This window comes from Acidimicrobiales bacterium, assembly GCA_016716005.1.
Classification (GTDB): Bacteria; Actinomycetota; Acidimicrobiia; order Acidimicrobiales; family JADJXE01; genus JADJXE01.
In genome coordinates this window covers 2,001,392-2,025,058 of record JADJXE010000001.1, presented here as the reverse complement: position 1 = coordinate 2,025,058, position 23,667 = coordinate 2,001,392, and the positions used below count along the sequence as shown (strand labels likewise).

General features: G+C 73.8%; 22 protein-coding genes, 1 tRNA gene and 1 pseudogene. 9 read left to right on the top strand and 15 right to left on the bottom strand.

Features of this window, described 5'->3' with window-relative positions; all coding sequences use genetic code 11:
- Nucleotides 1-77 precede the first annotated feature (77 nt).
- The 3 genes from IPM45_09930 (at nt 78) to IPM45_09920 (ending at nt 2,539) form a co-directional block, all read left to right on the top strand.
- The gene (locus IPM45_09930; GenBank protein ID MBK9179866.1) at nt 78-689 is read left to right on the top strand and encodes a FixH family protein; all 612 of its coding nucleotides are present in this window, start codon (nt 78-80) and stop codon (nt 687-689) included.
- A 93-nt stretch (nt 690-782) separates the two neighbouring features.
- Nucleotides 783-2,051, top strand: a complete 1,269-nt coding sequence (locus IPM45_09925; GenBank protein MBK9179865.1) for an aminotransferase class III-fold pyridoxal phosphate-dependent enzyme — start codon at nt 783-785, stop codon at nt 2,049-2,051.
- A 203-nt stretch (nt 2,052-2,254) separates the two neighbouring features.
- On the top strand, nt 2,255-2,539 hold the full coding sequence (locus tag IPM45_09920) for a DUF2516 family protein (protein ID MBK9179864.1): 285 nt from the start codon (nt 2,255-2,257) through the stop codon (nt 2,537-2,539).
- Nucleotides 2,540-2,676: 137 nt separating this feature from the next.
- On the opposite strand, the gene IPM45_09915 is transcribed toward IPM45_09920, so the two are convergent.
- The 4 genes from IPM45_09915 to IPM45_09900 form a co-directional block, all read right to left on the bottom strand.
- A complete protein-coding gene (locus IPM45_09915; GenBank protein ID MBK9179863.1) occupies nt 2,677-3,897 on the bottom strand; it encodes an ABC transporter permease in 1,221 nt (406 codons plus the stop codon).
- On the bottom strand, nt 3,894-5,087 hold the full coding sequence (locus IPM45_09910; GenBank protein MBK9179862.1) for an ABC transporter permease: 1,194 nt from the start codon (nt 5,085-5,087) through the stop codon (nt 3,894-3,896). The genes IPM45_09915 and IPM45_09910 overlap by 4 nt, the downstream gene beginning before the upstream one ends.
- A gap of 9 nt (nt 5,088-5,096) precedes the next feature.
- Nucleotides 5,097-6,008, bottom strand: a complete 912-nt coding sequence (locus IPM45_09905; protein MBK9179861.1) for an ABC transporter ATP-binding protein — start codon at nt 6,006-6,008, stop codon at nt 5,097-5,099.
- A 65-nt stretch (nt 6,009-6,073) separates the two neighbouring features.
- A complete protein-coding gene (locus tag IPM45_09900; GenBank protein MBK9179860.1) occupies nt 6,074-7,867 on the bottom strand; it encodes an AMP-binding protein in 1,794 nt (597 codons plus the stop codon).
- A gap of 217 nt (nt 7,868-8,084) precedes the next feature.
- Here IPM45_09900 and IPM45_09895 point away from each other — a divergent pair, with 217 nt between their 5' ends.
- Together IPM45_09895 and IPM45_09890 are read left to right on the top strand one after the other, a co-directional pair.
- On the top strand, nt 8,085-9,245 hold the full coding sequence (locus IPM45_09895) for a thiolase family protein (GenBank protein ID MBK9179859.1): 1,161 nt from the start codon (nt 8,085-8,087) through the stop codon (nt 9,243-9,245).
- A 64-nt stretch (nt 9,246-9,309) separates the two neighbouring features.
- Nucleotides 9,310-9,570 carry a hypothetical protein gene (locus IPM45_09890; protein MBK9179858.1) on the top strand — a complete coding sequence of 87 codons (261 nt, stop codon included), beginning with the start codon at nt 9,310-9,312 and terminating at the stop codon, nt 9,568-9,570.
- A 96-nt stretch (nt 9,571-9,666) separates the two neighbouring features.
- Here IPM45_09890 and IPM45_09885 read toward each other — a convergent pair whose 3' ends face one another.
- Nucleotides 9,667-9,996: a cell division protein CrgA gene (locus IPM45_09885; protein MBK9179857.1), complete on the bottom strand. Its 330-nt coding sequence runs from the start codon at nt 9,994-9,996 to the stop codon at nt 9,667-9,669.
- Nucleotides 9,997-10,035: 39 nt separating this feature from the next.
- Between IPM45_09885 and IPM45_09880 the strand changes: the two genes are divergently transcribed.
- The gene (locus tag IPM45_09880; GenBank protein ID MBK9179856.1) at nt 10,036-10,602 is read left to right on the top strand and encodes an aminodeoxychorismate/anthranilate synthase component II; all 567 of its coding nucleotides are present in this window, start codon (nt 10,036-10,038) and stop codon (nt 10,600-10,602) included.
- A gap of 23 nt (nt 10,603-10,625) precedes the next feature.
- On the opposite strand, the gene pknB is transcribed toward IPM45_09880, so the two are convergent.
- The 6 genes from pknB to IPM45_09850 all read right to left on the bottom strand — a co-directional run bounded on the left by pknB (nt 10,626) and on the right by IPM45_09850 (nt 17,961).
- Nucleotides 10,626-12,488 (bottom strand): Stk1 family PASTA domain-containing Ser/Thr kinase, encoded by a 1,863-nt coding sequence (pknB, locus tag IPM45_09875; GenBank protein ID MBK9179855.1) that lies wholly within the window; start codon nt 12,486-12,488, stop codon nt 10,626-10,628.
- 64 nt (nt 12,489-12,552) lie between these two features.
- A complete protein-coding gene (locus IPM45_09870; protein MBK9179854.1) occupies nt 12,553-14,028 on the bottom strand; it encodes a penicillin-binding protein 2 in 1,476 nt (491 codons plus the stop codon).
- The gene (locus IPM45_09865; GenBank protein MBK9179853.1) at nt 14,025-15,365 is read right to left on the bottom strand and encodes an FtsW/RodA/SpoVE family cell cycle protein; all 1,341 of its coding nucleotides are present in this window, start codon (nt 15,363-15,365) and stop codon (nt 14,025-14,027) included. The genes IPM45_09870 and IPM45_09865 overlap by 4 nt, the downstream gene beginning before the upstream one ends.
- Nucleotides 15,365-16,825 carry a Stp1/IreP family PP2C-type Ser/Thr phosphatase gene (locus IPM45_09860; GenBank protein MBK9179852.1) on the bottom strand — a complete coding sequence of 487 codons (1,461 nt, stop codon included), beginning with the start codon at nt 16,823-16,825 and terminating at the stop codon, nt 15,365-15,367. The genes IPM45_09865 and IPM45_09860 overlap by 1 nt, the downstream gene beginning before the upstream one ends.
- Nucleotides 16,822-17,292, bottom strand: a complete 471-nt coding sequence (locus IPM45_09855) for an FHA domain-containing protein (protein ID MBK9179851.1) — start codon at nt 17,290-17,292, stop codon at nt 16,822-16,824. The genes IPM45_09860 and IPM45_09855 overlap by 4 nt, the downstream gene beginning before the upstream one ends.
- 9 nt (nt 17,293-17,301) lie before the next feature.
- Entirely contained in the window at nt 17,302-17,961 is a 660-nt protein-coding gene (locus IPM45_09850; GenBank protein MBK9179850.1) for an FHA domain-containing protein, read from the bottom strand.
- 72 nt (nt 17,962-18,033) lie between these two features.
- Here IPM45_09850 and IPM45_09845 point away from each other — a divergent pair, with 72 nt between their 5' ends.
- The 3 genes from IPM45_09845 to IPM45_09835 all read left to right on the top strand — a co-directional run bounded on the left by IPM45_09845 (nt 18,034) and on the right by IPM45_09835 (nt 19,969).
- On the top strand, nt 18,034-19,389 hold the full coding sequence (locus IPM45_09845; protein ID MBK9179849.1) for a sulfatase-like hydrolase/transferase: 1,356 nt from the start codon (nt 18,034-18,036) through the stop codon (nt 19,387-19,389).
- Nucleotides 19,390-19,507: 118 nt separating this feature from the next.
- A tRNA-Leu gene (locus IPM45_09840) sits at nt 19,508-19,594 on the top strand.
- Between the two features lie 192 nt (nt 19,595-19,786).
- A complete protein-coding gene (locus IPM45_09835; protein MBK9179848.1) occupies nt 19,787-19,969 on the top strand; it encodes a hypothetical protein in 183 nt (60 codons plus the stop codon).
- A 126-nt stretch (nt 19,970-20,095) separates the two neighbouring features.
- On the opposite strand, the pseudogene IPM45_09830 reads toward IPM45_09835, so the two are convergent.
- The 4 genes and pseudogenes from IPM45_09830 to IPM45_09815 form a co-directional block, all read right to left on the bottom strand.
- A pseudogene (locus IPM45_09830) lies at nt 20,096-21,266 on the bottom strand (beta-lactamase family protein).
- A 51-nt stretch (nt 21,267-21,317) separates the two neighbouring features.
- Nucleotides 21,318-22,472, bottom strand: coding sequence for a nitronate monooxygenase (locus tag IPM45_09825; GenBank protein MBK9179847.1), 1,155 nt, complete (start codon nt 22,470-22,472; stop codon nt 21,318-21,320).
- Nucleotides 22,473-22,574: 102 nt separating this feature from the next.
- Nucleotides 22,575-22,874, bottom strand: a complete 300-nt coding sequence (locus IPM45_09820; protein MBK9179846.1) for an AzlD domain-containing protein — start codon at nt 22,872-22,874, stop codon at nt 22,575-22,577.
- A gap of 25 nt (nt 22,875-22,899) precedes the next feature.
- Nucleotides 22,900-23,589, bottom strand: a complete 690-nt coding sequence (locus IPM45_09815; GenBank protein MBK9179845.1) for an AzlC family ABC transporter permease — start codon at nt 23,587-23,589, stop codon at nt 22,900-22,902.
- Between the last annotated feature and the right edge of the window lie 78 nt (nt 23,590-23,667).

Here is a 23,667-nt window from a genome sequence, read left to right as displayed (position 1 = left end):
GCGGGTGGCGGCCACGAGCCCGACGATACGGAGCCCTGAGCGGGCGCGCCGACCGGTGGGGGCTACGGTGCCCGGCAATGGGCCGCGCCCTCCGATCCCTGTTCGCCGTGATGGTCGTCACCGGGGTGGTCCTGGTGTCGGCCGGTCCCTCCCTCGCCCATGGCGGCAACGCCGTGATCGAGGTGCTGGCCGCGCAGCCCGACGGGGTCGCCAGCGTGCTCGTGCAGGTCCGGGTCACCTATGAGGTCGACGGGCACGAGGCCGAGGGGGCCCGGGTCGAGGTCACGGTGGTCGACCCGGCCAGCAGCCCGGTGAGCACCACGGCCCTGGCATCCGCCGGTGAGCCCGGCGTCTACGCGGGCAGCGTGCCCGTGCCCGGAGCGGGGAGCTGGCAGCTGGAGATCACGTCGGCGTTCCCGCCGGGCACCACGGCGCTGACGGTGGACGTGCCCGCGCCGCCGACGACCGCGCCGCCGACGGTCTCGTCGACGACGGCCGTGCCGCCCACGACCGGCCCGGCGATCTCCACCATCGGCACCGATCAGGCCCTCGATCCCGAGGCCGGCGACGGCGGCGACAGCGGGTTCCCGTGGGCCGTCGTCGTCGCCGTGGTCGCCCTCGGCGGGGCCGGCCTCGTGGGCGTGCGGATCTGGGGCCAGCGCCGCCGTTCCTCACCTCCCGAGGCCTGACCGGCGCGCCGCGGTCGCGGTCGCCGAGAACGGCCCGGCCCGCCCTGGCTACCCTGGACCCACCGCAGCTGTGAGCGAAAGGTCGGTCCCGCCATGGCGTCGCATCTGTCCCCCGTCTGGTTCCGGGTCACCGACCTCGAGGTGGTCTCGGGCTCCGGTTCGGTCGTCACCACGGTCGACGGCACGGAGTACCTCGACTTCACCAGCGGCATCGCCGTCACCAGCACGGGCCACTGCCACCCCAAGGTGGTGGCGGCCATCCAGGAGCAGGCGACCCGGTTCATCCACGCCCAGGTCAACTGCTACCGCCACCCCCTGCTCGAGCCCCTGGCCGCCCGGCTGTCGGGCCTCCTGCACGACGGTGTCGACACCTTCTTCTTCGCCAACTCGGGGGCGGAGGCCACCGAGGCGGCGGTGAAGCTGGCCCGGCAGGCCACCGGCCGACCCAACATCGTCGTGTTCCAGGGCAGCTTCCACGGCCGCACCGCCCAGACGATGGCCATGACCACGTCGAAGACCAGCTACCGCGCCGGCTACCAGCCGCTGCCGGCCGGGGTGTTCGTGGCGCCCTTTCCCGCCTGGTTCTCCACCGGCGAGACCGAGGACGCCGCGACGGCCCGGTGCCTGCGGGAGCTGGAGCTGCTGCTCAAGGCCCAGACGGCCCCGCAGGAGACCGCGGCCATGATCATCGAGCCGGTGCTCGGCGAGGGCGGCTACCTGCCGGCGCCGTTCGAATTCCTGCGGGGCGTCGAGCGGATCTGTCGCGACCACGGGATCCTCTTCGTGGCCGACGAGGTCCAGAGCGGCTTCGCCCGCACCGGCCGCATGTTCGCCCACGAGCACGCCGGGGTGCGGCCCGACGTGGTGGTGATGGCCAAGGGGATCGCCTCCGGCTTCCCGTTCTCGGCGATCGGCGCCTCGGCCGAGATCATGAGCCGCTGGCCGACGGGTGCGCACGGCGGCACCTACGGCGGCAACGCGCTCGGGTGCGCGGCGGCGCTGGCCACCATCGACGTGCTCACCGAGCCCGGCTTCGTCGAGCACGTCCAGGCCCGCGGCGGGCAGCTCATCGGCGGCCTGCGAGAGCTGCAGCGCCACGACCCCGGTCTCGGCGACGTGCGCGGCCTCGGGCTCATGGTGGCGTCGGAGCTGGTCGACCCCGCGACCGGCCAGCCTGACGCGGCGCGGGTGGCGGCCGTGCAGCACCACTGCGTCGACGAGGGCCGGTTGCTGCTCATGAACGCCGGCACGCACGGCAACGTGATCCGGTGGATGCCGCCGCTGGTCGTCACCGAGGCCCAGATCGACCAGGCCCTGGCCGCCTTCGGCGCCGCCCTCAAGGCCACCGCTGCCGCGGGGTGAGCGCCCGTCGCGCCGGCGCCCGGGGTCGGGCAGACTGAGGGCCCTGCACGCCCGTCGGCCGCTCGGAGGACCCGGTGGAGACCAGCCAGTCGGACAAGCCGCTCATCGTCGGGGCCCTGCTCGGCATCATGCTCGGCATCCTGCTCATCGTGCTGGTCGTCGTGACCGGCACCTTCGACCACACCTGATCGCACGCGGCGCCGATGGCCGTGTTCGCGGCGCCGATGGACGGCCTGTGGCGGCTCGTCGTCACCGTCGTCTCCATCGCCGTGTTCGCGGTGCCCCTCGCCCTGTCGGTGTGGGCCCTGCTCGACGCCGCCAACCGGCCGGAGTGGGCGTTCGCGCTGGCCGGGCGACGCCGCGTGGTGTGGATCGCCGCCCCCGCGATCGGGGTGCTGTTCCTGCTGCCGGGGCTCGTGATCGCGCTGTGGTACCTGCTGACCGTGCGCCCGCACGTGGCTGCGGCCGAGCGCGGCGACGTCCGCTGATCCGGCGCGTCCCGCTTCCCTGACCGTACTGTGTGGACGAGCCCGCATCCCATCGGGATTCGTCCACACAGTTCGAGGCGCGCCGGGTTCGGCGGGCGAGCGGGCCGCACCCTCCGGGCCGCACCATCCGGGCCGCACTAGGCCAGCTGGCGGCCCACCCGCACGACGGCCAGGCCCAGCAACGCCACGGCGAAGCCCCCCAGCACCGCCAGCTCGCGGACGATGTCGGCCAGGTGGCCGCCGTAGAAGACGAGCTCCAGCCACGCGTCCACCGCCCAGGCGTGCGGGGTGAGGTGGCCGATGGCCCGCATGGTGGGCGACACGATCTCGAGGGTCCACATGCAGCCGCCCAGCATCCCGAGCGCGATCCCGATGGGCGGCCCGAGGGCCCCGGCCTGGTCGGGCGACCGCACGAAGGTGCCGAGCAGCATGCCGGCTCCGGTGCTCACCAGGGCGAACACCACCACCAGCGCGCCGGCGGCGAGCGGGTCTCCCCAGCGCACGCCGAAGAGGAACGCGCCGACCGCGACGATGAGCAGGCTCTGGAGCAGCGCGAAGGCGAAGCGGTTGAGGGTGATGCCCGCGACCACGTCGCCGCCCGCGAGCGGGGCCGCGAGCATGCGTCGGGTCATGCCCAGGCGTCGCATCTCGGCGAAGGCGGTGGCGGCGGTGAGGGAGTTCAGGAACACGAAGAGGACCAGGTTCGTCGGTGCGGTGTAGGAGAACCTGCTGACGTCCTCCACCGCTCGGCCCACGGGCTCCACGGCGACGCCGACCGCCGGGCCCGACCGGGCCAGCTGCTCGGCCGTGTCGAGGGCGCGCTCGTAGGCTTCGCCGGTCTGGGCCGCGGCGAAGCGGGCGGCCTGCACGGTGGCCCCCTGGGCCGACGCCGCGGCCAGCACCGGGGTGCGGGCCGCGAAGCTGTCGCCCCCGGCCAGCCCCTCGACGAACCGCAGCTCGGCCGGGCTGGCGCTCCGGAGCGCTCGGCCGTAGCCGGGCGGGATCACCACCCCTGCGACCACGCCCGACCGGCGGACCTCGGCGTTGAGGGCGTCGAGCGAGTCGAACCACTGCACCGCCAGGGCGTCGCTGGCGTCGAGGTCGGCGACCAGGGCCGCCGACAGCTCGCTCCCGTCCTGGTCCACCACGCCGATCGTCACCTCGGCGTTGGCGCCGAACGTGACGCCGATGATGATGATGACGACGACCGGCAGCACGACGACGAAGAACAGCGCGGTGCGGTCGCGCGTCAGGCGGCGGAAGTCGACGCCGGCGACGGCCGCGACGGCCCGGGCCGGTGGAGTGCGCCGCAGGGCGGGTCGCCGGTCGCTCGGTGCCCCGACCTCGGTGGTGCTCACCCGGTCGCCACCAGCCGGCCGAGGCGGCTGAGCCCCAGCGTGAGGGTGACCGCACCGATCGCCGCCAGCACCCCGATGGCGGGCAGCACCTCGACCAGGCCGGCTTCGTCGGCCGACAGGTCGGTGAAGGCCCGCAGGGCCCAGCCGTTGGGGGTGGCGAGGGAAAGCCGGCGCAGCACGTCGGGGAGGGCACCGGGCTGGACGAAGTTGCCGCCGAGGAGGGCGAGGGTGAAGGTGACGGCCGCGGCCAGGGCGTCGGCCTGCGCCTCGGTGCGGGCCAGGGCGGTGACGAGCGTGCTCACCCCCGCGATGGCGAACACCGTGGCCGCGGCCACGACCACCACGGCCACCGGGTCACCCCAGCGGGCACCGAACACCACGGTGGTCACGAGCCACATCGTGACCATGGCGAGCAGACCCAGCACGAACACCGCCAGGGTCTTCCCGGCCAGGACGGTGCGGGGCGTGATCGGCGCGGCCAGCTCGCGGGCGAGGGTGCCGTCGCGCCGCTCCACGATCAGCGACCGGGCGCCGGCCCCCACCGCCAGGAACAGGAACACGATCGCCATCGACGCCCCGAAGTAGGCCGTGAACGAGACCTCGCCCCGGCCGGGTGACACGTCCACGACGGTGATCGCCGCCGCCTGGTCCTGGGCGGCCGCGGCCCAGGCCTCGAGCTGCGCGGCGGTGGGGCTCGCCCCGGTGCTGGCGGCGGCGGTGGCCACGGCCAGGCGGGTCGCCTGCAGCCGGTTGGCGATGTCGCCGGCCACGGCCCGCGCCACCTCGGCGCTCACCTGCTCGTCCGGTCTGGTCAGCACGGTGAGGTCGAGGGGCCGGCCGCCGGTGATCGACGCCCCGAAGCCGGCGGGGATCACGATGGCCGCGGCGATGTCGCCGTCGTCGACCCGGGTCCGGGCTGCGGACTCCGAGCCGATGACGGTGAACGTCACCGGCGACTCCCCGCCCGGCCCGTCGGCGCCCGTCAGGCCCCTGGCGATGGACGAGCCGAGCTCGCTGGCGTCGGCGTCGACCACGCCGATCGTGGCCCGGAAGCCCTCGGCGTTCGCGCCGAAGGCGAACGAGATGATCGTGGCGAGCACCAGCGGTCCCACGAAGGCCGTGATCACCGCCGAGCGGTTGCGCAGGCCACGGCGGAGGTCGTTCTGGGCGATCACCACCTCGGGCCGCATCGTCGCCGCTCAGTCCCGGAGCGCCTTGCCGGTGAGGTGCAGGAAGACCGCCTCGAGGTCGGGCTCGGTCACCTCGATGCCGGCGATCACCACGCCCGCCGCCGCGGCCCCGGCCACCAGCGGGGCCAGCGCGGCCTCGGCCGAGCGGGCGAGCACGTCGACCCGACCGTCGGCCACAGTGGCGGCCACGACGCCGTCCACCTCGCGGGCCCGCTGGGCGAAGGCGGCCAGGTCACCGACCCCTGCGACCTGAACCCGGTCGTGCTCGCCGATCTGGGCGACCAGCTCGCGGCGGGTGCCCTCGGCCACGATGCAGCCCTCGTCGATGATCCCCACCCGGTCGCAGAGGCGCTCGGCCTCTTCCATGTAGTGGGTGGTGTAGAGCACCGCCAGCCCCTCGCGGCCGAGGGCCTCGATGCTCTCCAGGATGGCGTTGCGGCTCTGGGGGTCGACGCCCACGGTGGGCTCGTCGAGCACCAGCAGCCGGGGCTCGTGCAGCAGCCCGACGCCGATGTTGGCGCGCCGCCTCATCCCGCCCGAGTAGGCGTCCACCCGCTCCCTTGCCCGGTCGGCCAGGCCCACCACGTCGAGCACGGTCGCCACCCGCGCCTCGAGGTGCTTCCCCGCGAGGCCCTGGAGGCGGCCGAAGAAGCGCAGGTTCTCGGCCGCGCTGAGGTCGGGGAACAGGGCGATGTCCTGGGGCACCAGGCCGATGGCGGCCTTGGCCCGCGCCGCACCCGGGTGCATGGGCTCGCCTGCCACCACCACCTCGCCGGCGTCGCGGGCGAGGATGCCGCAGACCATGGAGATGGTGGTGGTCTTGCCCGCGCCGTTGGGTCCGAGCAGGCCGTACGTCTCGCCGGCCGCGATCTCGAAGCCGACCCTGTCGACCGCCAGCCGCTCGCCGTAGCGCTTCACCAGCCCGGAGCACCGCAGCACCGGTTCCACGGGCGCGACGGTAGGCGACGGGCGGCCGCTGCCCGCCGCTAGGCGTACATGGCCTCGATCACGTCGGCGTACTTGGCGCTGATGCCCCGGCGCTTCAGCTTCGAGGTGGGCGTGAGCACGTCGGAGTCGGCCAGCCACTCCTCGCCCAGCAGCACCCACTTCTTGATCTGCTCGACCCGGGAGAACTGCTTGTTGATCTCGTCGACGCCGAGCTGCACCTCGTCGTGCACGACGGGGTTGCGGGCCAGATCCTCGAGGTCGTCGAAGTCGATGTCGTTGGCCCGGGCCCAGGCCGGTGCCACCTCGGGGTCGAGCGCCAGCAGGGCGGAGATGAAGGGCCGGTTGTCGCCGATGGCGCAGGCCTGCCCGATGAGCGGGATCGCCTTCAGGGCGGCCTCGAGGTTCGCCGGGCTGATGTTCTTGCCGCCGGCGGTGATGATCAGCTCCTTCTTGCGGTCGACGATGCGGTAGTAGCCGTCCTCGTCGACCGTGCCGATGTCGCCGGAGTGGAGCCAGCCGTCGGCGTCGAGGGCCTCGGCCGTCTTCTCCGGGTCGTGGATGTAGCCGAGGAACACGTTGCCGCCCCGGCAGACGATCTCGCCGTCGTCGGCCAGGGCCACCTCGCAGCCGTGGATCGCCGGGCCGACCGTCCCGGGCTTCACCTTGAAGGGCACGAACGTCATGGGGCCGGAGCTCTCGGACATGCCGTAGATCTCCGACAGCGGCACGCCGATGGCCCGGAACCACTCCAGGATCTCCTGGGTCATGGGAGCGGCCCCGGTGATGGCGATGTCGAGCTCGTTCAGGCCGATGAGCTCGCGCACCTGCGAGAAGGCGACCTGGTCGAGGAACTCGTAGGTGGCCAGGTCCTCGGCGCTCGCCCGGTCCCACGCCCGCGCCTGCACGATGGGCTTGGCCGCGGCGACGGCCTCGTCGAACTGCTTCTTGCGTTCGTGATCGCCGGCCAAGGCGGCGTTGACGCCCGCGTACACCTTCTCCCACACGCGGGGCACCCCGAACATGATGTTGGGCCGGACCTCGCGGGCGAAGGTGGCGACGGCGCCGGGCTCCGGGCAGGTGGTGACGGTGTAGCCGAGCAGGGCCTGCATGTAGTGGCTGGTCATCCGCTCGGCGATGTGGGCCATGGGCAGGTAGCTCACGACCTTCTTGCCGGCGTAGCTGTCGAGCTCGATCGTGCGCTTCAGGCTCTCGGCCGTGAACGTGATGTTGTAGTGGCTGAGCAGCACGCCCTTGGGCGGCCCGGTGGTGCCCGACGTGTAGATGACGGTGGCGATCCGGTCGGGCGAGATCGACGCCGCGGCCTCGGCCAGGCCCAGGGGCGCATGGCTGAGGAGCGTGCTCCAGTGCATCACCGAGTCACCGGCGACCCCGTCGTGGTCGTCGATGATCACCAGGTGCTCGAGCAAGGGCAGTTCGTCGCGCACGTCGAGGAAGCGCCGGAGGTAGACGGGATCCTCGACGACGGCGACCTTGGCGTCGCAGTGGCTTGCCAGGTACTGCACCTGCTCGGACGACGACGAGTTGTAGATCGACACCGGCGTGGCCCCGACGAACAGCGCGGCCATGTCGACCACGTGGAACTCCGGCCGGTTGCGCATCATCAGCACGACGTGGTCGCCGGGCTGCACGCCCAGGGCCTGCAGGCCGGTGGCGGCCCGGGCCACGAGGCCGGCGTACTCGGTGAAGGTCCACTCCTTCCACTCCTCGCCGTCGAGCCAGCGCAGGGCGACCAGGTCGCCGTGCTCCTCGACGGTCTTCACGAACTCGCTCGGCACCGTCTGGCCGGCGACGGCCTCGTCGATCTCCTGGATGCTCGACCAGCCCACGTTCGGTCCTCCCCCGCTGCTGTCCCTGGGACGTCCGTCATGGTGTAGCGCAGGTCACAGGGCTGTGCCTAGGGCCATCGGTTGACCGTCACCCGCGACCCCCGGCAGACTCTTGACTGTCCGGTCTAGTTCTCGTGGCGTTGCGGCGAGGGCCAGGCTCCGGACGCCCGCCTCCGCCCCTGGACCAAGGAGCACCTCACCCATGCCCACCGCCGTCATCGTCGACGCCGTCCGCACCCCCCTGGGCAAGCGCAACGGCAAGCTGCGCGACTGGCACCCGGTCGATCTGGCCGCCGAGACCCTGAACGCCCTCGTCACCCGCTCGGGCGTCGACCCGGCGCTGGTCGAGGACGTGATCATGGGCTGCGTCATGCAGGTGGGCGAGCAGAGCGTGAACGTCGCCCGCAACGCCGTGCTGGCCGCAGGCTGGCCCGAGGACGTGCCCGGCACCACCGTCGACCGCCAGTGCGGCAGCTCGCAGCAGGCCGCCCACTTCGCGGCCCAGGCCGTGATCGCCGGTGCCCACGACGTGATCGTGGCCTCCGGCGTCGAGGTGATGACCCGGGTGCCGATGGGCGCCTCCATCGCCGACGGCAAGTACGGCATGCCCTTCGGTCCCCGCGTGGGCGTGCGCTACGCCCCGCTCGGCGGCCTGGTGCCCCAGGGCATCTCGGCCGAGATGATCGCCGAGAAGTGGGGGATCACCCGGGAGGACCTCGACGCCTTCGGCTTCCGCAGCCAGCAGCTCGCGGCCCAGGCCACCGCCGAGGGCCGCTTCGAGAGCCAGATCCACCCGGTGCTCGACGCCGAGGGCAACCTCATGACCGCCGACGAGGGCATCCGCGACACCTCGCCCGAGAAGCTCGCCAGCCTGAAGCCCTCCTTCAAGGAGGACGGCGTGGTCACCGCGGCCAACTCCAGCCAGATCACCGACGGCTCGGCGGCCCTGCTGATCATGAGCGAGGAGAAGGCCAACGAGCTCGGCCTCAGGCCCCGCGCCCGGTTCGTGAGCTTCGCCCTGGCCGGCGCCGACCCGCGCCTGATGCTCACCGCGCCGATCCCGGCCACCGAGAAGGTTCTGGCCAAGGCCGGCCTCACCATCGACGACATGGACCTCGTCGAGATCAACGAGGCCTTCGCCTCGGTGGTGCTGGCGTGGGAGAAGGAGATCCACCCGGACATGAGCAAGGTGAACGTGAACGGTGGGGCCATCGCCATCGGGCACCCGCTGGGCTGCTCGGGCGCCCGCCTCATGACCACCCTGCTCGCCGAGCTGGAGCGCACCGGCGGCCGCTACGGGCTGCAGACGATGTGCGAGGGCGGCGGCATGGCCAACGCCACCATCATCGAGCGGCTCGGCTGATCCTCACCGCTCCGGGCGGTTCGCGGGGCGCCTGTCGGGGGCGTCGCTAGCCTTCGGTGCAGGTATGGTCGACAACTGGGTGTTCCAGATCGTCGTGGCGGTCCTCATCGCCGCCGTGGTGTTCAAGGTGGGCTTCGCCGTGCTCCGGGGCCTGGCGCGCCCGCTCCCGCCACCCCCGCCGGCGGGAGAGATGCGCAAGGTCGACCTGCGCTACCGGTGCTCGATCTGCGGGGCCGAGCTCAAGATGACCCTTGCTCCCGACCAGGAGCCCGAACCGCCGCGGCACTGCCAGGAGGACATGGACCTGGTCACCCCCGTCGAGTGACGGCCGTCGTCCCCAGGCTGTGGACAAGGTTGGGGAGCGTCACACGCGTGTAACTCGACGGCAACCAGGTCGACGCCCGTCCGGAACGTGAAGGCGTCAGTGCCACTGGGTGGCGGTGACGATCCCCCCGAGGATGCAGACCAGGCCGGCGAGCAGGTACCAGTTGTCGGTGGCTCCGGGCAGCAGCACGCCCAGGTAGTTGAAGACGATCACCAGCGCACCCAGCCCGACCAGGGCGAACATCAGCACCGGCACCCAGGGCGGGCTGACCTTCTTGTACTTGGGGATCGGCGGCGTGTAGCGGCTCGAGGCCTGGGAGGCGTGGTGCGGACCCGGGTCGCCGTGGGCGTCGGTGCCGGCCGGCCGGCGGGTGGCACCGCCCTTGGGGGTGACCCGCCCCCCCTTCTTCTTCGTGACCTTGGCCATCCCCGACACCCTATCCTCGGGCTCGTGGGCTCCCCGCGCGTGCTGGTCGTCGACAACTACGACTCGTTCGTCTACAACCTCGTCCAGTACCTGGGCGAGCTGGGTGCCGAGCCGATGGTGCACCGCCACGACGCCCTCACCATCGACGAGATCGTCGCGCTCGACCCCGACGCGGTGCTCATCTCCCCCGGCCCGGGCCGGCCCGAGGACGCCGGCCTGTCCACCGAGATCATCCGGCGCTTCGCCGGCGAGCGACCCGTCCTGGGCGTGTGCCTCGGCCACCAGGCGATCGGGCAGGTGTTCGGCGGCACGGTGGTGCGGGCGGCCCAGGTGATGCACGGCAAGACGTCGGTCGTGCACCACACCGGGGTGGGGGTGTTCGCCGGTCTGCCCGACCCGCTCCAGGCGACCCGCTACCACTCGCTGATCGTCGCCCGCGAGGGGCTGCCCGACGTGCTCGAGATCACGGCCACGGCCGAGGACGGCACGATCATGGGGCTGCGCCACCGCGACCTGGCGGTGGAGGGGGTGCAGTTCCACCCCGAGTCGATCCTCACCGGGTCGGGGCACGACCTGCTGCGCAACTTCCTCGCCCAGGCCGCCTGAACCCCCTCCCCGTGCCGCCGACGCTAGGGCGTCGACGTGCCCAGGTCGGGCAGGGAGATGCTCGGGGGGGTGATGGTGATGGTGGGCGGCACGGTGGCGGTGGGGGGCGGCAGCGTCGTGGTGGTGGTCGAGGTGGTGGTGGTCGACTCGGTGGTGGTCGTGGTCTCGGCCGGTCCGCCCGACACGATCAGCGTCACCACCGCCCCCGGCGAGAGCTCGGTGCCGGCCGAGGGGTCGGTGCCGATCACCCGGCCCGCTGGCACCACGTCGGACGCCTGGGTGAGCTCGTCGACGATGAACCCGTCGCCCTGCAGGGCCTGGCGGGCGGCGTCGGCGCCGCGGCCCTCGAGGTTGGGCACCACCACCAGGTCCGCGCCGGTCGACACCACGATCCGCACCGAGCCGTTCGCCGCCACCTCCTGGCCGGCCTCGGGATCCTGGCGGATGACCTGGCCGCTCGGCACCTGGTCGGACGGCTCGCGGGTCACGTCGGCCACCAGCCCGGCCACCTCGATGCGCGCCACCGCGTCCTCCTCGGTGAGGCCCACGTAGCTCTCGACCTGCACCGGGGCGGGCCCCTGGTTGACCCGGATGACCACCTCGGAGCCCTCGTCGGCGTCGGTGTTGCCCGCAGGGTCCTGCTCGAAGACGAGCCCGGGCTCGACCGCGTCGCTCTCGCCCGACTCGGTGCGCACCCGGAAGCCGGCGGCCTCGAGCGAGGCGCGGGCCGCGTCGGCGGGCTGGTTGACGACGTTGGGCACGGTGACCTGCACGGTGCTGTCGCCGCCGAGCGTGCGCGACAGGGCGACCAGCACCGCGACCAGCGCGGCGAGCAGGACCAGGAGCACCATCACGAAGGCGGCCGTGCTGCGGCGCCTCCTCGGCTCCCCGTAGCCGCCGGTGGGCGGGTACGCGCCGGTGCCGCCGGGCGGGGCGACCTGGGTGGGGTCGGGCACCGCGCCGACGGCCCGGGTGGCACCCAGTGCCACCGTGGGGTCGATGGCGTGGGCGCCGGTGGCGCCGCCGGGCGTGAGGGCCGGGTCGGCGAGCACGGCCCGACCCTCGCGGAAGCGCTTGAGGTCGCCGCGGAGGTCGTCGGCGGTGGCGTAGCGGTCGACGGGGTTCTTGGCCAGCAGCTTGAGGACGACCGCCTCGAGGCCCGGGGGCACCGACACGTCGACCTGGCGGAGGGGCACGGGCGGCTGCTGCACGTGCTGGTAGGCGATGGCCACGGCCGTGTCGCCGGCGAACGGCGGGTAGCCGGTGAGGCACTCGTACATCACCACGCCGAGCGAGTAGAGGTCGCTCCTCTGGTCGACGGCGAGCCCCTGGGCCTGCTCGGGCGAGAAGTACGTGGCGGTGCCCATGACCAGGCCGGCCCGGGTGAGGCCGTCGTCGCCGGCGTTGAGCGCCCGGGCGATGCCGAAGTCGGCGACCTTCACGTGGCCGGCCGGCGTGATGAGCGCGTTGCCGGGCTTCACGTCGCGGTGCACCACGCCGTTGCGGTGGGCGAAGCCCAGGGCCGCGGCCACCTGGTCGGCGATGTCAGCGCAGGTGTTGGGCGGCAGCGGGCCGTCGGCGCGGAGGATGTCGGCCAGGCTGCGCCCGTCGACGTACTCCATCACGATGAAGTAGGTCCCGCCCTGCTGGCCCCAGTCGTAGACGCCCACGATGTTCGGGTGGTTGAGGTTCGCCGCGGCCTGGGCCTCGCGACGGAACCGCTCGACGAAAGCCGGGTCGGCCGCGTACTCGGGGAACAGCACCTTCACCGCCACCGGACGCTCGAGCAGCTGGTCGTGGGCCAGGTAGACGTCGGCCATGCCACCGCGGCCGAGCTGGCGGGTGACCTGGTACCGGTCGTTGAAGACGATCCCCGTCTGGGTCATCGGAGCCTTTGTCGGGAGCGGGCGTGACCCGCCAAGGATACGGCCCGCCCACACGGGTCCCGGGTCACCCGCCGCGGCCCAGGGGGTCCGGGGCGGCCAGGGCCACCTCCAGCACGGCGCGGGCGATGGGCGCCGCCACCCGGCCGCCCGTCTGCTCGCTGGCCCCCGGCAGGCCCTCGACGATCACCGCGACGGCCACGCGCGGGGCCTCGGCCGGAGCGAACGCGACGACCCAGGCGTGCGAGGCCGGCGGCTCGGTGCCCAGCTGGGCCGTGCCCGTCTTGCCGGCGACGGTGACGCCGGGGATCGCCAGCCCGCCGGCGGTGCCGTTGTCGACCACGCCGACCATGGCGTCGCGCAGCGTGGCCGCGTGCTCGCTCGACAGGGCCCGGCGCCAGGTGCCGGGGGCGATGCGGCCCACCAGCCGGCCCTCGTCGTCGCGCAGGTCGAGCCCCACGTGGGGCGTCATCACCACGCCCTCGTTCGCGACCGCTGCGGCCACCAGCGCCATCTGCAGCGGGGTGGCGGCCACGTCGTTCTGCCCGATGGCCGACTGGGCCAGGGCCGGGTCGTTCTCGTCGAAGAAGGCGACCGACGGGTAGGCCGAGCGGGCCGGCACCGGAAGGTCGAGCGGGGGCGCGGCGTCGAACCCGAAGGCCCGCGCCCGCTCCACCATCACCTCGGCGCCCAGGTCGACGCCCATCTGGGCGAACGCGGTGTTGCACGACACCGCCAGGATCGTGAAGAGGGTGCCCCCGCACGCGCTGCCCCCGAAGTTGCGGATCGGCGTGGTGGTGAGGGGCGGGGTGTACTCGCGCGTGACCGGGTAGCTGGGCGACGTGGGCGTGACCTCGCCGCTCTCGAGCCCGGCCGCCGCGGTCACGACCTTGAAGGTGGAACCGGGGAAGTAGCGCTCGCGGTACGTCTTGGGCAGCAGCGGCTTGGCCGGGTCGGCCAGCAACAGGTCGCGCGCCTGCTGCACCGCCTCGAGATCGTGCGACGACAGCAGGTTCGGGTCGTAGGTGGGCCAGCTCCACAGGGCGAGCACCGCGCCGGTGCGGGGGTCGAGGGCCACCACCGAGCCCTGACGCTCGCCCAGCGCGGCGGCGGCCGCCTGCTGCACGTCGGCCCGCACGCTGAGCGTGAGGTCTTCGCGCCGGGTGCGCTCCAGGAACAGGTCGGCCCAGCCCCGGCTCTGCACCGCTTCGCCCGAGAGCTCCTGGTTGTAGCTGGCCTCGGCCCCGTCGGCGCCGTAGGTGAACGAGAACCAGCCCGTCACCTGGGAGAAGAGCGGCCCCTGCGGGTAGGTGCGCAGGTACTGGAAGCGGCCGTCGACCTCCACCGACTCCGCCACGATCACGCCGTCGGCCGTCTGGATGCTGCCGCGCGGCCGGCTGAAGGCGTCGACGATCGGGCGTGTGTTGGCCGGGTTGGCCAGGTAGTCGTCGGCCCGCAGCACCTGCACCCAGTTGAGCTGGACGAACAGCACCGCGTAGCAGACCATCAGGGCGATCCCCAGCCGGCGGATCTGGCGGTTCACGTCGCGGCTCCGGCTCCGGCTCCGGCCTGCGTCGCCCGCCGAGCCTGGCGGCGGGTGGGCGGCACCTCACCGGCCCGACGGGCGTTCTCGTCGGAGATCCGCACGAGCAGTGCGAGGAGCACGTAGTTGGCCACCAGGGAGGAGCCGCCGTAGGACACGAAGGGCAGCGTGACGCCGGTCAGGGGCACCACCCGGATCACCCCACCGATGATGATGAAGGCCTGCAGTCCGAGGATCGTGGTGAGGCCGGTGGCGAGCAGCTTCTCGAAGGGCGGGTCGGCCTGGAGGGCGGTGCGCAGGCCGGTGCCGATGAGCAGCAGGAAGGCGGCGAGCACGGCCGCCGCCCCGAGCAGCCCGAGCTCCTCGCCGATCACCGCGAAGATGAAGTCGGTCTCGGCCGCGGGGATGCGACCCGGGTCGCCCAGCCCCAGGCCGGCGCCGGTCACCCCGCCCCACGCCAGGGCGAAGATGGTCTGCACCAGCTGGAACCCCCGGCCGCTGGGGTCCTCCCAGGGGTCGAGCCAGATGTCGACACGGTCCTGGACGTGGCCGAACTGGCGCCACGCGAACCAGGCGCCGGCCGCGAACAGCGCGCCTCCCACGGCCAGCCAGGCCGCCCGCCCCGTGGCCACCCACACCAGCACCACGAACAGGGCGAAGAAGAGCAGCGACGAGCCCAGGTCGCGCTCGGCGGTCATCACCACCATCGACATGATCCAGGCGGCCAGCACCGGCCCGAGGTGGCGGGGGTCGGGGATGCCGATCGGCCCGATCCGCCGCAACGGGACCGCCAGCAGCTCGCGCCGCTCCACCAGGTAGGCCGCGAAGAACAGGGCCAGAGCGATCTTGGCGAACTCGCCGGGCTGGAAGTTGACCGGGCCGATGCTCACCCAGATGCGCGAGCCGTTGATCTCGCGGCCGATGCCGGGCACCAGCGGGAGGAGCAGCAGCACCAGGCCCACCAGGGCGAACGTCCAGCGGTACCGCTGCAGGTCGCGGGTGCGCGTCACCAGCGCGAGGGTGCCCACGTAGGCGGCGATGGCCACCGCGGTCCACGTGGCCTGGAGGCCGGCCAGGTCGGGGTCGAGGCGGGCGATCATCACGTAGCCCAGGCCGTTGAGCAGCGCCGCGATGGGGAGCAGGACGGGGTTGGCGCCCGGCGCGAACACGCGGGTGGCCAGGTGGGCGGCGAGGAGCAGGGCGAGCACCACGCCGAGGAAGGGGCCGATGTCGGCCGGGACGTCGGCGGTGCGGCCGAGGGCGGTGAGCACGTAGGCGCCGGCCACGATCACGAACACGAGGAGCAGGAGCCCCAGCTCGGTGCGTCGGCGGGCCATCAGGGCGCGGCGGTGCCCGGTGGGGCCGGCGCCCCGGCCGTGGTCGTGGGCGTCGTGGTGGTAGGTCGCGCGGTGGTGGACGGCGCGGTGGTGGCTGTGGTGGGGGTGAGCGCGGAGCGGGCGTCCTCGAGGCGGTCGGCCTCGAGGGAGATCCGGGCCACGTAGCGGCGGGCGTCCTCGAGGGTGGACTGCTGCTTTCCGGCGTCGAGGTCGGCGAGGAAGCGGGGCGGCACGTCGCTCCGGGAGAGGTCGGTGACCTCCTCGACCGTGGAGTTGAACCACAGCACGTTGTCGGACCGCCCCCGGAAGATCACGACCTCGTCGTCGCGGAACGCCACGTAGTACGTGCCGCGGGCGTACCACCAGACGGCGCCCGCGCCGAGCCCGAGCACGCCCAGGAAGAGCACGGTGAACGCCACGCTGCGCCAGGTGACCCGGCGGGGTGCGGCCGGGCGCGCCGCCGCGCGCCGCTGCTGGTGGGCGGCGGGCTCGTCGCCGGCAGCTCGGCCGTCGGCGGGTGCGGCCTCGGGCCTGGCGGCCTCGGCCCCGGCGGTGTCGGTCGCGTCGGTGTCGGTCGCGTCGGCGTCGGCGTCGAGGGTCACGACGTCGGCCGCGGTGGTGTGGTCGTCGCCCTCGGCCTCGTGCTCGGCCCGGCGCTGCACCCGGGTGGCCGGGGAGCCGCCGATGACCGCGGCCGACAGGGTGCGCGGGCGGTCGTCGGCCTCGTCGGCGTGCACCACGTCGACGACGACGGCGGTGATGTTGTCGCGCCCGCCGGCCGCGTTGGCCAGGCGGACCAGCTCGTCGGCCGCCTCCGTGGGTTCGGCCAGGCGGCGCAGGGTGGCGGCGATGCGGTCGTCGTCGAGCTCGTTGAAGAGGCCGTCGCTGCACAGCAGGTAGCGGTCGCCGGTGTGGGCGGTGAGCTCCCACACGTCGATGGGCACGTCGGGGTCGATGCCGAGGGCGCGGGTGAGGATGTTGCGGTGCGGGTGGACGCGGGCCTCGTCGGCCGTGAGCCTGCCGTCGTGCACCATCTCCTCGACGAGGCTGTGGTCGACCGTGAGCCTGCCCAGGCTGCCGTCGCGCTCGAGGAGGTAGGCCCGCGAGTCGCCGATGTTGGCCAGCACCAGGTGCGGGCCGGCGCCCCCCGCGCCGTCGACGAGGGCGACGGCCACGAGGGTGGTGCCCATGCCTGCCAACTCGGGGTCGGCGAGGGCCTTCTCGTAGACGGCCCGGTTGGCGGCCTCGACCCCGTCGAGGAAGCGACCGGCGGTGGGCTCGTCGAAGCCGGCGGCCAACACCTGCAGGGCGGTCTGCGAGGCCACCTCGCCGGCGGCGTGGCCGCCCATCCCGTCGGCCACCGCGAACAGCCGCTCGGCGGTGAGGGCGCCGTCCTGGTTGACGGCTCGCACCCGGCCCACGTGGCAGGCGGCGCCGGATCGCAGGGCCGGGGTGGTCACCGCACCTCCAGCACCGTGCCGCCGACCCGGAGCCGGTCGCCCTTGCTCATGGCCGCGGGCCCCGCGACCCGGTCGCGGTTGAGGAAGGTGCCGTTGGTGGAGCCGAGGTCTTCCACGAAGAGCCGGCCGTCGCGGCGGAAGACCCGGGCGTGCAGCTGCGACACGAAGCTGTCGTCGATGGCGATGGCGCAGCCGCCGGCGCGGCCGACGGTGAGCTCGTCGGCGAGCTCCCAGCTGCGGCCCCGGTCGTCCTTGGGTTCGACGACGACCAGGTGGGTCGGGCCGCCGCGACGCCCCTTGTGGCCACCGGCCGCCGTGCCTGCGGCGGGGGCGGGCCCGGGCCCGGCCTCGGCCCGGGGCGCGGGCGGGCGGAGCTCGGCCCACACCGCCCGGATCACGCGGAAGAAGAACAGGTAGAGCAGGCCGAGCAGGCAGATGGTGAGGAGGTCGAGCAGGCTCTCGGGCAACCCGCCGCCCTACGACGCCTCGAAGCGCATCCGGGTGGTGCCCACCGTGACCTCGTCGCCGTCGCCCAGGCGGTGCTCGGCGACGATCACCCCGTTCACGCGGGTGCCGTTGGTGGAGCCGAGGTCGACCACGACGTAGCCGTCGCCGGCGGGCCGGATCTCGGCGTGCCGGCGGCTCACGCCCGGGTCGGTGAGCACGACCGTCGACTCGGGAAGGCGGCCGATGGTGCAGACCTGGTCGCCCAGCCGGACGCGCTCGCCGGTGGGCATCACCATCGAGCCGGCGCCGGCGCCGCCCTCGCCCTCCTTCAGGCGGCTGCCGACGTCGAACGCACCGGCCCGCAGCTTGGGGTCGACGACCAGCGACACCTCGACCGGCCCCAGGAACGAGTAGCCCTCGTCGCGGGCGTAGGCCCGCGCCGCTTCGCACAGCTCCCGGGTGAGGAGCTCCTCGATCTCGGCGAAGTGCTCGTGGTCGGCCTGGCTGAGGCCGATCGTGAAGGCGTTGGGGACGATGGTGCGGCCCTTCACGTCGACCGAGCGGTTCTCGTCCATCTCGCGCACGAGCCGGCGGCCCAGCTCGACCGGGCGGAGCTCGCTGCGGAAGGCGCGTGCGAACACGCCTTCGACCATACGCTCGAGGCGCCGCTCGAAGCCCTTCAGCCCCACGGGGCGAGGATACAAGGGGGGTGTCGGGGCTCCCGGGCACGCCGCCCGGCCTCTGGTCGTACGGTGGGGCTGGTGGCCCGCGCCCCCAACGTGCTGCTGCTCCTCACCGACCAGGAGCGTCGCCGGGCCTGGTTCCCCGACGACGTGCGCTTCGCGACCCGCGAGCGCCTGGCCGCCGAGGGCCTCACCTTCCGTCGGTGCTACTCGGCGGCGTCGTTGTGCACACCCAGCCGGGCCACGATCTTCACCGGGCACCACGCCCCCACGGTGGGGATGGGCGACAACGTCGACCTGCCGTGGCAGGCGTCGCTCGACCCGGCGGTGCCGACGCTCGGCACCATGCTCGACCGGGCCGGGTGCCACGCCGCGTACCTGGGCAAGTGGCACCTGAGTCGGGGGCCCGACCTGCGTGACTCGCTCGAGCCGTACGGGTTCGCCGACTGGACCGGCCCCGACCGCCACGGCCGCCCCTACGAGGGGCGGTTCTACGACGGCCAGACGGCCTCGCAGGCGGCCCGCTGGCTCCGCGAGAAGGCGCCCCGGGACCGGCCCTGGTTCCTGGCCGTCTCCATCGTGAACCCCCACGACATCATGTTCAGCCCCCGGGCCCCTCGCCTGGGGCTGCACGACTACCGGCCGGCCCTGCCGCCGAGCTTCGGCGACGACCTCTCGACCAAGCCCACCGTCCAGCGGGCGTTCCGCTCGCTCGGCCACGTGGTGGGTGGGTTCGTGGGCCGCACCCCGGTCGGGCGGTTGCGGTGGCACGGGTTCGTGAACGACTACGTCGACCTGCACCACGAGAGCGACCGTCACCTGGGCTCGGTGCTCGACGTCCTCGACGAGACCGGCCTGGCCGACGACACGGTGGTGATCCTCACCTCCGACCACGGCGAGCTGGCCGGGGCCCACCAGCTGCGGGGCAAGGGCCCCGTGATCTACGAGGAGAACGCCAACGTGCCGCTCGTGGTGCGCTGGCCGGGGGTGACGCCGGCGGGCTGGGAGACCGAGGCCATGGCCTCGCTCGTCGACGTGGCGCCCACGGTGCTCTCGCTGGTCGGGGCGCCCGAGGCGGCCGCCCGGCACGGCCTGCCCGGCGTCGACCTGTCGCCCGTGCTGCGCGACCCGGTCACCTCGGTGCGCGACGCGGTGCTCCTGACGTACGACGCCCGCTCCACCCTGGGGAAGCCCGGTGACCACGCCCGGGGCTTCCTGCGGGGGGTGGTGCAGGGCTCGACCAAGCTGGCCCGCTACTTCGAGGCGGGCGACGAGCGCGCGCCGATGCACCGCCAGGAGCTCGAGGCCTACGACGTGCTCGACGACCGCCCTGAGCTGGTGAACCTGGCCTACGGCGGTGGGGCCCGGTCGGCCCTGGTGGGCGACCTGCTCGACCGCCTGGCCGACCTGGAGGCCCGCGAGCTCGGTTCGTGAGCCCGGCTGGTGCGGGTCGCCCGCCCCGTTCTCCGCCCGGCTCACCACCCTCACGGTGGTCGACTGGTCAACCTTCGGCGGTCGTGGCGCGACGCGCTACCCTTTCCGGCTGCTGCTCGGGCGAGTGGCGGAATTGGCAGACGCGCAGGATTCAGGTTCCTGTGTCCGAAAGGATGTGGGGGTTCAAGTCCCCCCTCGCCCACCACGAACCCCCTGCTCAGCGGGGGGTTCTTCGCGTCTGGAGCGGCCGATGCCAGCCGGAGCACCTGACGCGCGCCCTCACCTGCTGGGGCTGCGGCCGTCCGTTCCTTGCTCGGAGAACGAAAGCGGCCGAGACTCCTGCTCTGTCCGCGACGCAGCCAGCCCGGCGGAGTCGTCGTGGGGGAGGTACCTGACGATGGCCGACAGCAGCGCCGGGGCCGCCGGCGGAGGTGCGATCTACGCCCTGGGCATCTTCGGGGCCTGGGTGTGGTTCTGGCAGCAGGCGGACACCTTCTGGGGGTACGTCTTCGCGATCTTCCAGGGGCTCTTCTGGCCGGCCTGGATGGTCTACGAGGTGTTCGAGGCCCTCAGCAGCTGACGCACCGACCGTCACGGCGCGACCGGGGCGACCGCGTCCCCGCTCCGACGCGGATCGCCTCGGCGCCGACGCGGAGTCCGTCCTCATGCGAGAGGTCGCCCCGCTCGACCGCCGACGGGAGCGCCGTCAGAGCGACCGGTAGACGGCGTCGATGAGCGCCCGGTTGCGGGTGCTCTGCCATCTCGGGACGACGTGGTTCATCACGTAGCCGAAGGCGACGCCCGCATCGGGATCGGCGAACCCCACCGAACCACCGGTGCCGAAGTGCCCGAAGCTCCTCGGGTTCGGGCCGAACGGACGGCGCGACACGGTGGGCTTGAAGCCCAGGCCGAACGTGGCCTCCTCGCCGAGGACGGGGCAGTAGCCCTCGGACTGCGCGCGGGTGGCTTCTGCCAGCAGCCCGGGCGACAGCAGGCGACCGGGTTCGATCAGCGCGGCGTAGATCCGGGCGATCCCGGCTGCAGTCCCGTGCCCGTTGGTCGACGGCACCTGGGCGCCCCGCCACTCGGCCGAGTTGACGACCCCCTCCGAGGAGTAGCCGGGAGGGTTGAGGTACCCGAGGGCCACCATTCAGCGCCTCGCCGGAAAGGCCGGCGAGGTCGACGTCGCCCAGCCGGCGCTCCGGGGCCCAGATCACGTCTGCGCACCGGTGCTGCTCGGCCTCGGGGACGCCCCACCACACGTCGGCGCCGAGCGGTTCCGCCACGGCCCGCAAGCGGGCGCCGGGCATCTCCCCGGTCGTGCGCCGGACGATCTCGCCGACCAGGTGCCCGTACGTGTTGGTGTGGTAGGCGTGGCGCGTCCCGGGCTCCCACCAGGCCTCGGTGGCGGCGAGCGCGGCCGTCATGCGCTCCCAGTCCCACAGGTCCTCGTTCGTCAGCGGCTCGCGGATCGCGGGCACCCCGGCCCGGTGGCACAGCGCATGGCGCACGGTGGCGGCCCGCTTGCCACCGTCGCCGAACTCGGGCCACGCCGACGCGATCGGGTCGTCGAGGCCGACGACGCCCGCGTCGACCACCTGCAGGGCGAGGAGGGCGACGAGGGCCTTCCCGACCGAGTAGACGTTGACGAGCGTGTCGGGCTGCCAGGGTCGCACCCGGTCCTGGCCGGTCCAGCCGCCGACGAGGTCGACGACCGGCTCGCCGTCGACCACGACGCACACCGCGCCGCCCACCTCGCCCCGCTCGGCGAAGTTGCCCGCGAACGCCTCGCGCACGGCCGAGAAGGCCGTGTCGCACCGGCCGCTGATCGGGGTGGTCACGGCGACAGCGTCGTCGTTCTGCGGCCGGTGGACCACCCCTGCGGTGGTCCAGATGCCAGAGAACGGCCCCGCCGGGTTGTCGGGCGGTCAGCCGGCGTGGACGGTGGCGGGAAGCCTCCGGGTGAGGATGTCGACCGCCTCCTCGACCATCTCCTCCACGATCTCGGCCGCCGGCTTGATCTCGTGGATCAGGCCCGAGACCTGACCGGCGAACGGCCCCACGTACTCGCTCTTGCCCGCGCTGTTGAGCATGTCGACCACGGCCGAGGCGAGCAGGACCTGGAGCGGGAAGGGGAGTGGATCCAGCCCCGACTCGTCCCAGAGGTCGTGGAACTTGTTGTAGGTGGCCCGCGAGGTCTTGCCCGTGTAGATCTTCGTGCGGCGCGTGTCCTCGTCGCCGGCCGCCACGATGGCCTCCTTCTGGATCGGCAGGGCGCCGCCCTCCACCGAGGCCAGGAATCGGGTGCCGACCCACACGCCCACGCAGCCCATGGCCAGCGCGGCGGCCACGCCTCGGCCGTCGCCGACGCCCCCGGCGGCGAGCACCGGCGTCGGAGCGGCCGCGTCGATGGCCTGCGGCCAGAGCGCCATCGACCCCACGTTGCCGGTGTGCCCACCGGCCTCGTGGCCCTGGGCCACCACCAGATCGGCGCCGGACTGCGCGATGCGGCCGGCGTTGCGGGCGTTGCCGGCGATGCCGAGCACCTTGGTGCCGGCCTCGTGGGCCGCCTGCACCATGAACCCCGGGTTGCCCAGCCCTGCGCAGAACAGGGGGACCTGCTCCTCCAGGCACGCCTGCACCGCCGCGTGCGGGCGCGAGGTGGTGGTGCCGGACGCGATCGTGGCCTCGGTGTCGGGCAGGCCGAGCTCGTCCTTGACCCGGAGGAGCCAGGCACGGTGCTCGTCGGGCACGAAGTTCAGCACGTCGCGCAGCGGCGTCCGCTGCGGCCCGTCGTAGGGCTGGTCGCCGGCGGCGACCTGTTGGGCGGGCAGCAGCAGGTCGACCCCGAAGGGCTTGTCGGTGCGCGAGCGGATCTCGTGGATGGCGTCGCGCAGCTCCTCCACCGTGTAGCCGGCACCGCCCAGCACACCGAGGCCGCCCGCCTCGGACACGGCGACGACCAGCTCGACCGGCGCGCCCGTCTTCTCGCCGATGAGGCTGGGTCCCATGCCGGCGGAGATGATCGGGTACTCGATGCCCAGCAGGTCGCAGAGCGGGGTTCGCAACGTTCGCCTGGCCACGGCCGTGCCTCCTCGGGCGCCCTCGTGGCCGGCTGGGCGGCCGGCACCCGCGGGGCGCGGTGCCGACAGCGTGGCCCAGCGCACGCCACCCCCGCCACCGCGTCACACCAGCCGGACGAGTGCGGCCGTGGCGGCGGCGACGGCGACCACGGCGAGGAACGGCGCGCGCAGGCGGATGGCGACGGCGGCCGCGGCCACGCCCGCGGCGCGGGCGTCGATCGTGAGGTGCTGCCCGTCGGCGAAGGTGAGGGTGGCGGCCAGGGCCGCGAGCAGTGCCACCGGGAGCAGCACCGCCACCCGCTGGATCCGGGGGTGGTCGAGCCACCGCCGGGGCACCGACAGCCCGGCCAGCTTCAGCGCGAAGCACCCGGCCGCCCCCGACAGGACCGCCGCCCAGATCACGGCGCGCCCCTGCGGGCCGCCCGGATCACCGTGTGCCCCGACGGCCGGCCGGCAGGCCCGGCGGCGGGCGCCAGCCGGCCACCGCCGCCACGCCGGCGGCGGCCAGCACGGGGAGCCCCGGGGGGAGGATCGGCGTGAGGGCCAGCGCGGCCACCGCCGCGGCTGCGGCGGTGGCCCACACGGTCCGGCCCTGGAGCTGCGGGGCCAGGAGGGCGAGGAAGGCGGCGGCCGCGGCCGCGTCGAGGCCGAGGACCGACGGGTTCGTGAGCGCGTCGGCGCCCACGGCCCCGATCACCGTCGCCAGGTTCCACAGCACGAACACCGCCACGCCGGTCGCCCAGAAGCCGAGGCGGGAGGCCGCCCGGTCCGTGGCGCCGACGGCCATGGCCGTGGACTCGTCGATCACGAGCTGGGCGGCGGCCAGCCGGCGGGCGCCGCGCACGTCGAGCAGCGTCGCCAGGCGCAGCCCGTAGAAGGCGTTGCGGGTGCCGAGCAGCACGGCCGTCGCGGCCGCGGACGCGGCCGCCCCACCCCCGTCGAGCACGCCGACCAGGGCGAACTGCGAGGCACCGGTGAACATCGCCAGCGACAGCGTGCACGTCTGGCCCAGCGACAGCCCGGCGGCGGCGGCCAGCGCCCCGAACGAGAGCCCGTAGGCGCCGGTGGCGATGCCGATGCCGGCGCTGTCGCGCAGGATCCGCCGGCGGGCCGCCACCCACGGGGCAGCGGGTCCGGCTCCGTCCGGCTCCGTCACGCGGCCCAACCTAGGTCGGCGCGGCCCCCGGGCTCACGG